This is a genomic window from Flavobacterium sp. LC2016-12 (assembly GCF_015351595.1).
Classification (GTDB): domain Bacteria; phylum Bacteroidota; class Bacteroidia; order Flavobacteriales; family Flavobacteriaceae; genus Flavobacterium.
The window spans coordinates 97,585-112,479 of record NZ_JADKPT010000015.1 but is presented as its reverse complement, the minus strand read 5'-3'; the positions used below and the strand labels follow the sequence as shown (position 1 = coordinate 112,479).

General features: G+C 32.8%; 10 protein-coding genes and 1 tRNA gene. 7 read left to right on the top strand and 4 right to left on the bottom strand.

Translation table 11 applies throughout. The features are described from left to right. Positions 1-74 precede the first annotated feature (74 nt). Positions 75-152: transfer RNA gene (locus tag IRZ99_RS19410), tRNA-Val, on the bottom strand. Positions 153-416: 264 nt separating this feature from the next. On the opposite strand from IRZ99_RS19410, the gene IRZ99_RS19405 reads away from it, so the two are divergent. Both IRZ99_RS19405 and IRZ99_RS19400 read left to right on the top strand, forming a co-directional pair. Continuing rightward, positions 417-2,207 (top strand): ABC transporter ATP-binding protein, encoded by a 1,791-nt coding sequence (locus IRZ99_RS19405; protein WP_194658974.1) that lies wholly within the window; start codon positions 417-419, stop codon positions 2,205-2,207. A gap of 41 nt (positions 2,208-2,248) precedes the next feature. Next, complete coding sequence (locus IRZ99_RS19400) at positions 2,249-3,556, top strand: porin (RefSeq protein ID WP_194658966.1); 1,308 nt, start codon at positions 2,249-2,251, stop codon at positions 3,554-3,556. Positions 3,557-3,644: 88 nt separating this feature from the next. Here IRZ99_RS19400 and IRZ99_RS19395 read toward each other — a convergent pair whose 3' ends face one another. Continuing rightward, positions 3,645-4,814, bottom strand: coding sequence for a proline dehydrogenase family protein (locus IRZ99_RS19395; protein ID WP_194658964.1), 1,170 nt, complete (start codon positions 4,812-4,814; stop codon positions 3,645-3,647). Between the two features lie 267 nt (positions 4,815-5,081). On the opposite strand from IRZ99_RS19395, the gene aroB reads away from it, so the two are divergent. The 5 genes from aroB (at position 5,082) to recQ (ending at position 11,598) form a co-directional block, all read left to right on the top strand. Then, on the top strand, positions 5,082-6,149 hold the full coding sequence (gene aroB, locus IRZ99_RS19390) for a 3-dehydroquinate synthase (protein WP_194658962.1): 1,068 nt from the start codon (positions 5,082-5,084) through the stop codon (positions 6,147-6,149). A gap of 298 nt (positions 6,150-6,447) precedes the next feature. After that, positions 6,448-7,851, top strand: coding sequence for a decarboxylase (locus tag IRZ99_RS19385; protein WP_026985070.1), 1,404 nt, complete (start codon positions 6,448-6,450; stop codon positions 7,849-7,851). 96 nt (positions 7,852-7,947) lie between these two features. Then, entirely contained in the window at positions 7,948-8,916 is a 969-nt protein-coding gene (locus IRZ99_RS19380) for a deoxyhypusine synthase family protein (protein WP_194658961.1), read from the top strand. A 9-nt stretch (positions 8,917-8,925) separates the two neighbouring features. Then, positions 8,926-9,333, top strand: a complete 408-nt coding sequence (locus IRZ99_RS19375) for a DNA primase (RefSeq protein WP_194658958.1) — start codon at positions 8,926-8,928, stop codon at positions 9,331-9,333. Between the two features lie 156 nt (positions 9,334-9,489). After that, positions 9,490-11,598: a DNA helicase RecQ gene (recQ, locus tag IRZ99_RS19370; RefSeq protein ID WP_194658956.1), complete on the top strand. Its 2,109-nt coding sequence runs from the start codon at positions 9,490-9,492 to the stop codon at positions 11,596-11,598. Between the two features lie 69 nt (positions 11,599-11,667). On the opposite strand, the gene IRZ99_RS19365 is transcribed toward recQ, so the two are convergent. Together IRZ99_RS19365 and IRZ99_RS19360 are read right to left on the bottom strand one after the other, a co-directional pair. After that, the gene (locus tag IRZ99_RS19365) at positions 11,668-12,183 is read right to left on the bottom strand and encodes a DinB family protein (protein ID WP_194658954.1); all 516 of its coding nucleotides are present in this window, start codon (positions 12,181-12,183) and stop codon (positions 11,668-11,670) included. Positions 12,184-12,225: 42 nt separating this feature from the next. Next, positions 12,226-14,811, bottom strand: coding sequence for a phosphoenolpyruvate carboxylase (locus IRZ99_RS19360; protein ID WP_194658952.1), 2,586 nt, complete (start codon positions 14,809-14,811; stop codon positions 12,226-12,228). Positions 14,812-14,895: the final 84 nt, after the last annotated feature.

The window sequence follows — 14,895 nt, the reverse complement described above, 5'->3', positions numbered from 1 at the left end:
TAATCATTCTTGAATTTATACAGTAATTAAAAACAAGACATAAAAAAAACTCCTTAATTTCTTAAGGAGTTTTTTGGTGGGCGATGAGGGGTTCGAACCCCCGACCCCCTCGGTGTAAACGAGGTGCTCTGAACCAGCTGAGCTAATCGCCCTATTTTACTAGGTTGCTATCGTTTGTGATTGCGAGTGCAAATATACAGCTAGAATTCGTATTTGCAAGTGTTTTTAGAAAAAAAATGAAATATTTTTTAATGTTTTTATTTACCATGCTATTTTTCAGCTTCTTAAAAAGGAAATAAAAAGTACGGTTTTCTTATTATTTAGTTAAAAATAGAAAACCTAAAAGGTAATTTAGAATATTCTTTTGTATTCACTTGTTAGAGTCTTACATTTGCATACCTTAATTGTATACTCAAATGGCTAGATTTCAAGAAAACGATTTACCTAAAGCTAAATTAGACTCTAATTCCCTTCAAAAAGCAATCCGAATTTTTAAATATGGCAAAGGCCACAAATGGAAATTTTTTCTTGGCTTGATTTTCCTTTTACTTACTAGTGCCACTGCCCTCGCCTTCCCTAAACTAATGGGAATGCTGGTTGACTGTGTTACTAATAAAGATTTAAGCAGAGCAAATGAAATTGCTGTTGCTCTTATGGTAATCCTTACGCTACAAGCTATCTTCTCCTTCTTTAGAATTTCTCTATTTGTAAATTTTACCGAAAACTCACTTTCAAATATTCGTTTTGCGTTATACGAAAACCTGGTGAAACTACCGATGGGGTTTTATTCCCAAAAACGTGTGGGGGAATTAAATAGCCGTATTAGTGCTGATATTTCACAATTACAAGACACTTTTACGACTACAATTGCTGAATTTTTACGTCAGTTTATATTAATTGTGGGAGGTTTTGTTATTTTAGGAAACATTAGCCCGAAATTGACTTTAATGATGCTGGCTATTGTTCCGATTGTAGCCGTTGCAGCTGTTATTTTTGGAAGATTTATTCGTAAATACGGAAAAAAGACACAAGATAAAGTAGCAGAAAGTCAGGTAATTGTTGAAGAAACTTTACAAGGAATCAGCAACGTTAAAGCTTTTGCAAATGAATGGTATGAAATTCAGCGTTATAAAAATAAGATAAAAGAGATCGTTAAAATCGCTATTAAAGGCGGTCAATACAGAGGATACTTTGCTTCATTCATCATTTTATGTCTTTTCGGATGTGTGGTTGCCGTTGTTTGGTACGGAATTACATTGACAATTAAAGGAGAAGTTGAAGGTGTGGGTGATTTAATTTCGTTCGTGCTTTATACAACGTTTATTGGTGCTTCTTTTGGTGGAATTGCCGAGATGTATGCTCAAATTCAAAAAGCAGTTGGAGCTACTGAAAGAGTTTTTGAATTACTAGAAGAAACTCCGGAAGCCATCAATGCAAATCCAAAAACAACACCTATTGAAAAAATTAGAGGTACTGTTTCTTTCAAAAATGTAGCTTTTAGTTATCCATCCCGTAAGGAAGTTGAAGTTCTAAAAGATGTAAATTTCAGTGCTGAATTTGGTCAAAAAATTGCGATTGTGGGCCCAAGTGGTGCTGGAAAATCTACTATTTCTTCTTTATTATTACGTTTTTACGATATAACATCAGGAGAAATTTTGGTTGACGGAAAAAATATCTACGATTATGACTTAGAGAATCTTCGTGGAAACATGAGTATAGTTCCTCAGGATGTAATTCTATTTGGAGGAACCATTAGAGAAAATATTGCATACGGAAAACCAGATGCAACTGATGAAGAGATTATGCTGGCAGCAAAACAAGCAAATGCTTTGAATTTTGTGGAAGGTTTCCCTGAAAAATTCGAAACATTGGTTGGTGAACGTGGTGTAAAATTATCTGGTGGACAACGTCAGCGTATTGCAATCGCAAGAGCATTACTTAAAAATCCAAGTATTTTAATTCTGGATGAAGCAACTTCATCTTTAGATAGTGAAAGTGAGAAATTAGTTCAGGAGGCTTTAGAAGTATTGATGGAAGGAAGAACAAGCATTATTATTGCGCACCGTCTTTCGACTATTAGAAACGCTGATAAAATTTTAGTTTTAGATAACGGAAAAATTACGGAAGAAGGAACACATCAGGAACTTATAAACCTTGAAAATGGTATTTATAAAAACCTTAGTAATCTTCAATTTAGTAATTCTTAATTAAATAAAAAATAACATTAACTACCTTTTAAATTATTGAAATGCCACATTTACGAATTATTCTGATTTTATTATTTATTGCGCTAAACACTATTAATGTTCTTGCACAAGACAAACCTTTCAATGTAGTCAATATTTCCAAAGACGGAGCTCAATACATTAAATTTGGAATGAATCTTCAGGTTTGGGGACGTTATGCTGAATTGAACGCAGGAAGTAAAATTGGTAAAAATGAAGTGGATGACACCTACGATATTGTAATCAGAAGATTGCGTTTACAGGCAATGGGAATGCTGACAGAAAATATCTTTTTCCATTTGCAATTTGGTCAAAATAACATCAATTTTACACAAAATAGCGGACCTTCCAATGCCCCACTTTCTGTTATGGATGCTTTAGGAGAATATCATTTTAACAAAAGTCTTCATATTGGTGGTGGATTAACGGCCTGGGGAGCTGGAACAACGCGTTATTCTGCAAACAGTTCTTCTTCTCAATTAACCTTAGATACTCCAATGTATCAGCAGTTTATCAATACCTCCTCAACTTTCGGAAATAGAAATTTAAGCATTTATGCAAAAGGAGATTTAGGAAAATTCAATTATCGTGCAGCAATTACTAATCCGTATCGAAATTCAACAAATAACTTAGGACTGAATTCTACAGTAAGCACAGAAACACCAAGAGCTCAATACTCCGGAATTCTAACGTATTCTTTTTTTGATAAAGAATCATTGGAAGACGCCTATCACAAAGGAACGTATTTAGGAACAAAGAAAGTTTTCAATCTGGCATTGGGCTACATGACTCAGGCAAAAGCAATGTGGCACCTGACACCGGATGCAACAATTGCTTATGACGATATGAAAGTTTTAGGTTTTGATGTTTTCTACGACAGTCCACTTAGTGAAAAAGGTAACGCTATAACAGCTTATGCTTCTTATAATAATTGTGATTATGGTAAAAACTACATTCAATCTGTTTCAACACCAAATCCTGCTGTTGGCGACGGGAGCTTGATTAATGGTTCCGGAGCTGGTTTTATTGGAGTTGGGACAGGAAATATCTATTATGCTCAATTGGGTTATCTGTTTGCAAAATCAGACAATCAGGAAAAAAAAGGACGTTTTCAACCTTATATCGCAACTCAAGTCGCTGCCTTAGAAGCTTTAGACGAACCAATGACAATGTATGAAGTAGGGGCAAATTATTATACAACCGGTACTTTTGGCCCAAAAATTAGTTTAAACTATCAAAATAGAGCTGTTTTTGATAAAACGCTTGTTGGACAGTATAAACAAAGCGATCGTTTAGGTATGGTTGTTTTACAATGTCAGGTTTCTTTCTAGAGCTTAGATAAAATTCCAATAAAAAAATCCAAATTCCAATCGTAACAATTGGAATTTGGATTTTTTATTTTTAGAAGTTTATACAGAATTATTTCCCCTTTCTTCTCTTGCGTTCTGTTTTAATCATTGATAATTCGCGGCTTGTTTGCCCGGCTACAGAAGTGTTTTCTTCAGCACGACGAATTAAGTATGGCATAACATCTTTTACTGGCCCAAATGGCAAGTATTTAGCAACATTATAACCATTTTCAGCTAGATTATAACTAATGTTATCACTCATTCCGTATAATTGCCCAAACCAAATTCTTTGATCGTTTTTAGCAATTCCTCTTTGCTGCATCATCTCCATCAACTTATAAGAACTCAATTCGTTGTGAGTTCCTGCAAAAATTGACATCGTTTCTAAATGATCTAACATATAATGAACAGCTTCATCATAGTTTACATCAGTTGCTTCTTTAGATACGCAAATTGGTGAAACATAATTTTTCTCTTCCGCTCTTTTGTTTTCTTTTTCCATGTAAGCACCACGAACTAGTTTCATTCCAATGAAAAAGCCTTCCGCTTTTGCAATTTCATGTAATCTTTTTAAATAGTCCAAACGATCCCAACGGTACATTTGTAAGGTATTGAAAACAATTGCTTTCTCCTTGTTGTATTTACGCATCATATCGGTAACTAAATCATCCGCAGCATCCTGCATCCAGCTTTCTTCACCGTCAATTAATAAAGCAACATCTTTTTTGTGTGCTTCACTACAAACTTTATCAAAACGCGCCACTACTCTATCCCACTCTGCTTGTTCCGTTGGGTTTAAAGTTTGCTTTTCGCCTAATTTTTCATATAATTCAAAACGACCTAAACCTGTTGGTTTGAAAACAGCAAATGGAATAGCTAAACGCTCTTTAGCAAATTCGATTGTTTTTAAAGTCATTTCTAAGGCCGCATCAAATTGAGCTTCTTCTTCTTTTCCTTCAACTGAATAATCTAAAACAGAAGAAACGCCCTTTGTAAACATTTTGTCTACTACAGTTATACAATCATCTTCGTTTATTCCTCCGCAAAAATGATCAAAAACCGTTGCACGAATCAATCCTTCAACTGGAAGGTGCGCTTTAATTGCAAAATTAGTTACAGCAGTTCCAATTCTTACCAAAGGCTCGCTGTCAATCATTTTAAAAAGAAAATAAGCTCTGTCAAGTTCAGTATCACTTTTAAGCGAAAATGCCACTTGAGTGTTATCGAATATTTTTTCCATTTAGGTTGTTTTTTGTGCAAATATAGAGAGAGTTTTGAATATTATTTATAAAAACGGGTCGTATTTTGCGTTCAATACTGTTAAAGTACTAAAATAAGTTTTAACAAAAACAACATTTTATAAAATGACAAAAAAATACCACAAAATAGAATTTCGTTATTTAATACCATTTTATTTAAGCCGTTTTTACAACAAATTATAGACAAAGTTTGAATATTATTTAGTTAAAAATGCCGTATTTTGTGGTTTCATAAACCAAAAAGAAATATGCAATCTATTCAAGCCAATAATTATCTCGTACATTTCAATCAAAATGCATACGAAGCACTAAATATACATTTAAAAGAAAATAAATATTCTAACTTGTTTATTATAGTTGATAATGAAACAAATGAACATTGCCTTCCTAAATTTTTACCTTTACTTGAAACCGATTTAAACATTGAAATAATTGAATTTGAAGCCGGAGAAGCAAATAAAAATATAGAAACCTGTATTCAGATCTGGAATGTTTTAACGGAACTGGGTGCTGATCGAAAATCACTTGTAATTAATGTAGGTGGTGGTGTTGTCACTGATTTAGGTGGATTTGTAGCTTCAACTTTTAAACGTGGAGTAAACTTCATCAATGTCCCAACTACCTTATTATCTATGGTTGATGCTTCTGTTGGTGGAAAAACAGGTGTTGATTTAGGAAATCTTAAAAATCAGATTGGTGTTATTAATGTTCCGCAAATGGTTTTAATTGACACACAATACATTGAAACATTACCACAAGCAGAAATGCGTTCCGGTCTGGCAGAAATGCTAAAACACGGTCTTATATATGATGCTGCCTACTGGAAGCAATTTTTAGACTTACAATCAATTGATTATGCTGATTTTGATGAGCTTATTTATCGTTCAGTTGAAATTAAGAATGACATTGTTATTCAGGATCCAACGGAGAAAAACATTCGTAAAGCCTTAAATTTCGGACATACATTAGGTCACGCGATAGAAAGCTTTTTTTTAGAAAGTGAGACTAAAACTACATTATTGCATGGTGAGGCAATCGCAATTGGTATGATCTTAGAAAGCTATATTTCATTACATAAAGGTTTGATTTCGGCTGAAGAATATACTGAAATTAAAACAGCGCTTAAAAACATTTACGACGATGTTCAAATTGAGGAAAATGACATCGATCCGATATTAGAACTCCTTATTCATGACAAAAAAAATGAGTACGGATTAATTCAATTTGCCCTGATTGAGGGAATCGGAAAAATAAAAATTAATCAATCCGTTGAAAATAAATTGATTCTAGATGCGTTTCAGGATTATAAATCTTAAACTTTTTTTAATCAAAAGCATTGCTTTAGGTATATATTATTTTTTACATTTGCCACGATGAAAACAAACAACAAACAAAGACACTTTAGTTCTTATAGAAACCGTCTCAATAGTTCTTTACTAAGAATGTTGAACCGTTTTTATAATAGTAAAAGTCCGTTTTGTTTTGACGTGTTTTTATACTCGAAAGCAGAAAATGAAAAACTAGAGATAGTATTTGCCAATATCAGGGTTTGAATTTTAGATTTAGCACCGTTTACTAAATTTAAAAATTACAACTTAAAATATTGAAAAATAAATGAATACAAAATATTCCGATCTAATTAATCAGACTTACTACTTTCCACAAGAGGAATTTAAATTGAACAAAGACAACTTACAATTTCACAATATTGATTTGATGAAGTTGGTTGAACAATACGGTACCCCATTAAAATTCACCTACTTACCACAGATTTCTGAAAATATTAATAAGGCAAAAGCCTGGTTCAGAAAATCAATGGAAAAAAACAAGTACGAAGCAAAGTATTACTATTGTTATTGTACAAAAAGCTCTCATTTTGAATATATTATGAATGAGGCTTTTAAAAATAATATTCATGTTGAAACTTCATCTGCTTTTGACATTAATATTGTTGAGAATTTGTTAGAAAATGGTAAAATCAACAAGAGTACCTATGTAATTTGTAATGGTTTTAAAAGAGACGAATATATTACCAATATTGCAAGATTAATCAATAACGGACACAAAAACACTATTCCGATCATTGATAATTATGAAGAATTAGATTTGCTTCAGGCTGAAATTAAAGGTAAATTTAAAATTGGAATTCGTATTGCAGCTGAGGAAGAGCCTAAATTTGAGTTTTATACATCAAGATTAGGTATTGGATACAAAAACATAGTTTCATTTTATAAAAAACAAATCCAGGAAAATGATAAATTAGAGCTTAAAATGCTTCACTTTTTTATCAATACCGGAATTAACGATACAGCATATTACTGGAATGAGTTGGTAAAATGTATTAAAGTATACATTGCACTTAAAAAGGAATGTCCTACTCTTGATGGATTGAACATTGGAGGTGGTTTCCCGATTAAAAACTCTCTTGCATTTGAATATGATTATCAATATATGATTGATGAAATTATCAATCAGATTAAAATTGCATGCGATGAAGCCGAAGTTGATGTTCCAAATATATTTACAGAATTTGGATCGTTTACAGTAGGTGAAAGCGGTGGCGCGATCTATCAGATTTTGTATCAAAAACAACAAAATGATAGAGAGAAATGGAATATGATTGATTCGTCTTTCATTACCACTTTGCCAGATACTTGGGCTATAAACAAACGTTTTATTATGCTGGCGGTTAACCGTTGGAATGATACATACGAGCGGGTTTTATTAGGAGGATTGACTTGCGATAGTGACGACTATTACAACTCAGAACAAAATATGAACGCAATTTATTTGCCTAAATATAACAAAGAAAAGCCATTGTACATTGGTTTCTTTAATACGGGAGCGTATCAGGAAACAATTGGAGGATACGGAGGTTTACACCACTGTTTGATTCCACAGCCAAAACATATTTTAATAGATCGTGATGAAAATGGAATTATTGGGACTGAAGTTTTCTCTGAACAACAAACTTCTGACGATGTTTTAAAGATTTTAGGCTACACAAAAAAAGTATAAAAAAAAGCTTGCAAATTAAATGTTAATATCTATTAAATTATTAATTTGCAGTATCATCTAAAAGGTTAAACTTTTAATTCAAAAAAAACAAAAAAAATGAAAGGACCAATCAGTCAGTTTATTGAAAAACATTATTTACACTTTAACTCTGCTGCTTTAGTTGATGCCGCAAAAGGATACGAACAACAACTGGCAAACGGTGCTAAAATGATGGTAAGTATGGCTGGCGCTATGAGTACAGCAGAAATTGGTAAAATTTTTGCCGAAATAATTAGACAAGATAAAGTACAAATTATTTCTTGTACTGGAGCCAATCTAGAAGAAGATATCATGAATTTAGTAGCACACTCTCACTACGAAAGAGTGCCGCATTATCGTGATTTAACACCAGAAGACGAATGGGCATTGCTTGAAAGAGGATTAAATCGTGTTACTGACACTTGTATTCCTGAGCATGAAGCATTTCGTCGTTTGCAGAAACACATTTACAAAATCTGGAAAGATGCTGATGATAAAGGAGAACGTTATTTTCCTCATGAATTCATGTACAAAATGTTGTTGTCTGGTGTATTAGAAGAATATTATGAAATCGATTTAAAAGATAGCTGGATGTACGCTGCTGCAGAGAAAAATTTACCAATTATCGTTCCTGGATGGGAAGATAGTACTATGGGAAATATCTTTGCTTCGTACGTGATTAAAGGCGATTTAAAAGCATCTACCATGAAATCAGGAATTGAATACATGACATTCCTTGCTGACTGGTATCCAAAAAATAGCGCTAACGGAATTGGATTCTTCCAAATTGGTGGTGGTATTGCGGGTGACTTCCCTATTTGTGTCGTACCAATGTTGTACCAGGATATGGAAATGCATGATATTCCGTTTTGGAGTTATTTCTGTCAAATTTCAGATTCAACAACTAGTTATGGTTCTTACTCTGGGGCAGTTCCAAATGAGAAAATCACTTGGGGTAAATTAGATATAAAAACCCCTAAATTTATTATTGAGTCGGATGCGACAATTGTTGCTCCATTAATTTTTGCCTATTTATTAGATTTATAGTATATTTTTATGAAAAGAGTTATAGTAGACTACGCTAAACTTACCAATGAAATTTTGAATCTTTTGGTTGAAAAATTTCCTGATGGTTATGATGATTCGGATGTTATCCGTTTTAGAAATGCTAAAAACGAATTGATCGAAGCTGTCGAAGTTCGTACTGAAGACACTATTTATTTAGTAAAAATTAGTACTAAACTTGCTGATAGAATCGAGAATTACGATGAAGATGACGATATTGATCTTGACGTTGACACAATCGAACCAGTAAAAGGCCTTGATCTTGACGATGATGCTGATGATGATGATGATGAAGATGAAAAAGAAGACAAGCCAGATGTTGATGGTGGCGATGACGATGATGAAGATAAAGATCCGGATGACATTGCAGATGAAGATGATGAAGACGATGAAGATTAATTTATCTCTTTCAAAATAAATTAAAGGAACTCTATTTCGGAGTTCCTTTTTTTATTAACCAAAGTAACTTGATATTTTTCTTTAAATAATAAATTTATTATTTTCATATTTTATAAGAAATTTCTTTAAATTTAATATTTAAAAAAATGAGCCCAAATGAATACAGAACTACTACACGCCAAATTAAAAGAGAATTTTGGATTTGAAAAATTTCGTCCAAACCAGGAAACCATAATAAATACGATACTTGCTGGTCAGGATACTTTGGCTATTATGCCAACCGGTGGAGGAAAATCAATATGTTTTCAATTACCCGCTTTGGTTTTACCTGGGATCACAATTGTCATTTCTCCTTTAATCGCCTTGATGAAAGATCAGGTTGATAGTTTAAAAACAAATGGAATTAATGCCTGTTATATTAATAGCAGTCAATCAAATGAAGAACAACAATTTTATATTGACAATTTAAAATCGAATAATTTTAAACTCGTTTATATTGCTCCGGAAAGTTTATCTTATCTGGATGTTATTTTTAATGAATTGACAATTAGCTTAATTGCTATCGATGAAGCACATTGTATTTCATCATGGGGTCACGATTTTAGACCTGCTTATACCAATTTAGGCTATCTAAAAAATCGCTTCCCTTCTACTCCAATCCTGGCATTGACCGCTACTGCAGATAAAGCAACCCGAACGGATATTACAAAACAACTGAATTTAAAAAATCCGAAAACTTTTGTCGCTTCATTTGACAGGAAGAATTTAAGTTTAGAAGTTCGTCCAGCCCTTGATCGCGTAAAACAAATTATTGATTTCGTAGAGAATAAACCAAACGAATCTGGGATAATCTATTGTTTAAGCAGAAAGACAACGGAGGAATTAGCTCAAAAATTACAAAAAAGCGGTGTTTCAGCAAAAGCATATCATGCAGGTTTAGATAATAAACTTAGAGCGAAAACACAGGATGAATTTATAAATGATGATTGTCAGGTGGTTTGCGCTACAATTGCTTTCGGAATGGGGATTGACAAATCAAATGTGCGTTGGGTTATTCACTATAATTTACCTAAAAATATTGAAGGTTATTATCAGGAAATTGGCCGCGCCGGTCGTGACGGTTTACCAGCAGAAACGGTTTTATTTGAAAGTTATGCCGATGTAATTCAGTTGCAAAAATTTGCTTCTGAAGGTTTGAATTCTAATGTTCAGCTGGCAAAATTGGAAAGAATGAAACAATATGCCGATGCGTTAAGCTGTCGTCGAAAAATTCTGCTTTCTTATTTTGGAGAATTGGTTAAAGAAAATTGTGGTAACTGCGATATTTGCAAAAATCCGCCAAAATTTTTCGATGGTACGATTCTCGCGCAAAAAGCATTGTCAGCTATTAGTCGTTTACAGGAATCTGAACCATTAGCTGTGATTGTTGATTTTTTAAGAGGTTCAAAAAACGCGTATATCTATGAAAAAAATTATCAAAACTTAAAAACGTACGGAATTGGCGCTGACATTTCATGGTATGATTGGAACCAATATTTAATTCAGTTAATTAATTTAGGATATTGTGAAATTGCCTTTCACCAACATAACAAAATATTACTAACACCTTTTGCGAAAAAAGTTCTATTTGAAGGAGAAAAAGTAAAACTGACAACTGTTGTTAAAAAAGTAATTGATAAAAACGAAATCAAAGAGACAAAACCTAAAGCAGCTAAAAATTCTCTTTTTGAAATACTTCGAAAACTGCGTTATGAGATTGCAAAGGATGAAGATGTTCCCGCCTACGTAATTTTTAGCGACGCTGCTTTAAGGCAAATGGAAACATTGAGACCAATGAGTGATGAAGAATTCCTTGCAGTTGAGGGAGTTGGTAAAGCTAAACTTGAAAAATACGGTTCAGAATTTATTGATGCCATTACTTATTATGAAAAAGTAAAAAAGGCAAATACCAAAGTTAAAAAAGAAGGGAATACATATAAAACGACGTTGGCACTTTTTAATGAAGGGAATAGTATTGAGGAAATTGCAGGAAAACGTAATTTGGGTCAAAGTACTATTATCTCCCATTTAGCGAAACTATATGTAGATGGTGCAGATATTGATTTAAGCCCGTTTGTTACGGATGATGAAGTTAAGCAATTGCACAAAGCACAAGTGGAATTAGAATATCCTACAGCATTAAAACCTTATTACGACCATTTTGAAGAAAAATTATCTTATGATAAGATACGCTTTGGTCTCGCTATTGTTGAAAGAAATAAATAGCCTTTTGTTAAAACAAAAATCCTGTGAATTTACTTCACAGGATTTTTTTATAGTTACTAGCAAGAGGATTTATAAATATCTTTCCTGAAAAACATTTTGATGATGTTTTTGATGCCCGATTATAACAAAGCCTAAAGCACGAACAGAAATTTGATTATTTGAAGCTGTTCCAATTCTTTTTAGTTGTTCTTCAGATAAACTTTTATAAAATAGTAAATTTGAATGTCTTAACGCCGAAAGCTCAGTTAATAAATCCTGGATACTTCTTACATTTGAATCTGTACTATTTGCATAATCATCTTCTTCAAAACTAGGCAAGGGTGTTTTATCATTTCTTGAAAAACGCAAAGCACGATAGGCAAAAATTCGCTCGCAATCCATTATATGCTGAATGATATCTTTGATAGTCCACTTCCCTTCCGCATATCGATAATCAAATTTATCCATCGGAATGTTTTGTACAAACCTGATAAAATCATGAAGCGAAATTTCTAACTCTTCAATCAAATTTACATTTCCGGCTTCTTTGATATAAGTTGCAAATCCACCCGAATATTCATTTTCTGATAATTGACTTGAATTCATTCTTATTGTTTTTTTTATAAAATAAATTTAAATTTTCGAATCTTAAGCAGAGTTACGACTTGCGTTTGTATTTCCGAAAAGAGATCTTGTTACGATTTTTTCGTATACTTTAATTAGCTCTTCATTACCACTTTTGTCATTATTCAATTCGTTAATTCTTAATAAAGCATATTGTTGTATTGTTAACAATGGCAATACAATACGCTCTCTTATTTGAATTGATGCTATACCATCAGGATAATTTTCCATCAGTGTTTTATGACCTGCAATTTTAAGTAAAAGACGTTTTGTTTCTGAAAATTCATCGTAGATAATTTGCCAGAATTCACCAAACTCAGGATCGTTTCGCATGTATGCCGTTAATGGTAAAAATGATTTTGCCAATGACATCATACTGTTCTCCAAAAGCGTTTTGAAAAATAATGAATTATGATACAAATCACTCACTTTGTCCCATTGACCGCTTTCTTCAAAATGTTTTAAAGCAGAACCTACTCCAAAAAATCCAGGTACATTCTGTTTCAACTGACTCCATGAACCAACAAACGGAATTGCTCTTAAATCTGCAAAATCCAGAGATTCTGATTTACTTCTTTTTGATGGACGGCTACCAATATTTGTTTTAGAATAGTATTTTAACGTACTCATCTTCTCTAAATATGGAATGAATTTTGGATGATTCTTAAAGCTTAAGTATTTATCATATCCTAAATTAGCCAATTGCGTTAAAATTTGAGTTTCATCAACACTCAATTCATTGTCTTCTTTGCTGAAAACCTGATTAGTCACACCTGCACTTAGTAAGTTTTCGATATTATAACGACAAGAATCCAATGTTCCAAAGTTCGAACTGATTGTTTGTCCCTGAACCGTAATTTGAATCTCGTTGTTTTCAATTTTTGGCCCTAAAGAAGCATAGAATTTATGTGTTTTTCCACCACCACGAGCCGGAGGTCCACCACGTCCATCAAAGAAAATAGCGTGAATTCCATATTTTCTTGAGATTTCAGTCAATGAAATTTTGGCTTGGTAAATACTCCAGTTAGCCATCAAATAGCCACCATCTTTAGTTCCATCAGAGAAACCAAGCATAATAGTTTGTTTATTTCCTCTCGCTTGTAAATGCTTAGAATATTCAGGATTAGTATACAACTGCTCCATAATTTGGTGCGCATTTTGCAAATCGTCAACCGACTCAAAAAGCGGAATAATATCAACAGTTGGATTTTCCCAATTATTCAAACGAATCATAGCGAAAGTTTCCATCACGTTCAATGCGCTTTCATTATTACTAATGATGTAACGATTGGCACCAAACTCACCATTGCGTTCCTGAATAGTTTTTATAGCTTGTACAGATTCTAATGTTGATCTTGTTATTTCATCATTAAAATCAGCAGGATTTAATTGTCCTTTAACTTTTGATAAAACATCTAATTTTTCACTTTCAGATAATTCAAAGTAATTTTCCGGGAAAATTTTCGAATCAGAGTTTAAATAATGATTTACAACATCTTTAAATACCGCATCGTGAATTTTACTATTCTGGCGAATATCTAAAGTTGCAAAATGAAAACCAAATAAATTGATTTTTACCAAAAACGCTTCCAACTCGTCAAGATATAATGACTGGTGTTTTTCGATAATAATCGTTCTGATTTTATTTAATTGAGTTAACAATTCTTCTAAGGTAATATAGATTTCACCTTTAGAGTAAAAAACGGAACGATAAAGTTTATGTTCAAGTTCTGCAACTAAAGTATCTACACCTGAGAAAGTTAACTTTCGTTTAAGGTTTCTCATTTCAACATAATAACACTTTAATATAGAGGTGCGCAAACGTTCCGCTACTTTTAAAGTAATTTCAGTTGTAACAAATGGATTCCCATCACGGTCACCACCTGGCCAAAAACCAAGTTTAATTAATTGATTTTTGATAGCACTTCCGTGAAGAATATTTTTTTGCAAATAATGAACAATTTCTCCCGAAGTTGCATAAAACACATTCTCCAAATACCAGATCAAACTTACTGCCTCGTCATAAGGATTTGGCTTTTCGTTCTGAATAAAAGGAGTCTTCCCTAACTGCGCCAATAACTGTTTTATCTTCAATAAATCATTTAAACGAATAGCCTCCGTTAAATCATTGATAATTCCTAAAACAGGGCCAGGATAGAATTGTGTTGGATGTGCCGTTAAAACGGTTCTAACATTAAAGCTTTCAAGAAATTCGATTAATTCCTCGTTTTTCTCTTTAGCATCTGTTTTTTCTTTGATATCACGCAAAGATCCGCGTCCTTCCATGTTGTTAACTGCAGGAAAAGCCGCATCTTCAATGGCATCAAACAATACAATCTGACGTTCTATATATTGAATAAATCGAAACATTAGGTCGATTTTTTCTTTTTCAGAAGCATTATTTAAGTATTTATTTGAGAAGAAATCAAAAATTTCTTTTGGTGTTTCTTGTTTTCTAAAACCCGTTTCGCAAGTTTCTGTAAATAAAGGGAGCAGAACTCCTGTATTATCGATAGAATCAAAGGGTAATGTTATAAAAACACTATTATAAATGTGGTATTTTGAGAGAACATCTTGATTAAAACGTTCAATTTTTGGCAACGTGTACATAATCGTGTTGTAGTTGGTTGGTTAATTAGTCATAAAAAAACCCCAAGAATAAACTTGAGGTTATATTTTAATATAGCATTCAAG

Bases quoted from the DNA above. Each gene is read 5' to 3' on its own strand.
- IRZ99_RS19405 (WP_194658974.1), top strand. From the start codon at position 417: ATGGCTAGATTTCAAGAAAACGATTTACCTAAAGCTAAATTAGACTCT.
- IRZ99_RS19400 (WP_194658966.1), top strand. From the start codon at position 2,249: ATGCCACATTTACGAATTATTCTGATTTTATTATTTATTGCGCTAAAC.
- IRZ99_RS19395 (WP_194658964.1), bottom strand. From the start codon at position 4,814: ATGGAAAAAATATTCGATAACACTCAAGTGGCATTTTCGCTTAAAAGT.
- aroB (WP_194658962.1), top strand. From the start codon at position 5,082: ATGCAATCTATTCAAGCCAATAATTATCTCGTACATTTCAATCAAAAT.
- IRZ99_RS19385 (WP_026985070.1), top strand. From the start codon at position 6,448: ATGAATACAAAATATTCCGATCTAATTAATCAGACTTACTACTTTCCA.
- IRZ99_RS19380 (WP_194658961.1), top strand. From the start codon at position 7,948: ATGAAAGGACCAATCAGTCAGTTTATTGAAAAACATTATTTACACTTT.
- IRZ99_RS19375 (WP_194658958.1), top strand. From the start codon at position 8,926: ATGAAAAGAGTTATAGTAGACTACGCTAAACTTACCAATGAAATTTTG.
- recQ (WP_194658956.1), top strand. From the start codon at position 9,490: ATGAATACAGAACTACTACACGCCAAATTAAAAGAGAATTTTGGATTT.
- IRZ99_RS19365 (WP_194658954.1), bottom strand. From the start codon at position 12,183: ATGAATTCAAGTCAATTATCAGAAAATGAATATTCGGGTGGATTTGCA.
- IRZ99_RS19360 (WP_194658952.1), bottom strand. From the start codon at position 14,811: ATGTACACGTTGCCAAAAATTGAACGTTTTAATCAAGATGTTCTCTCA.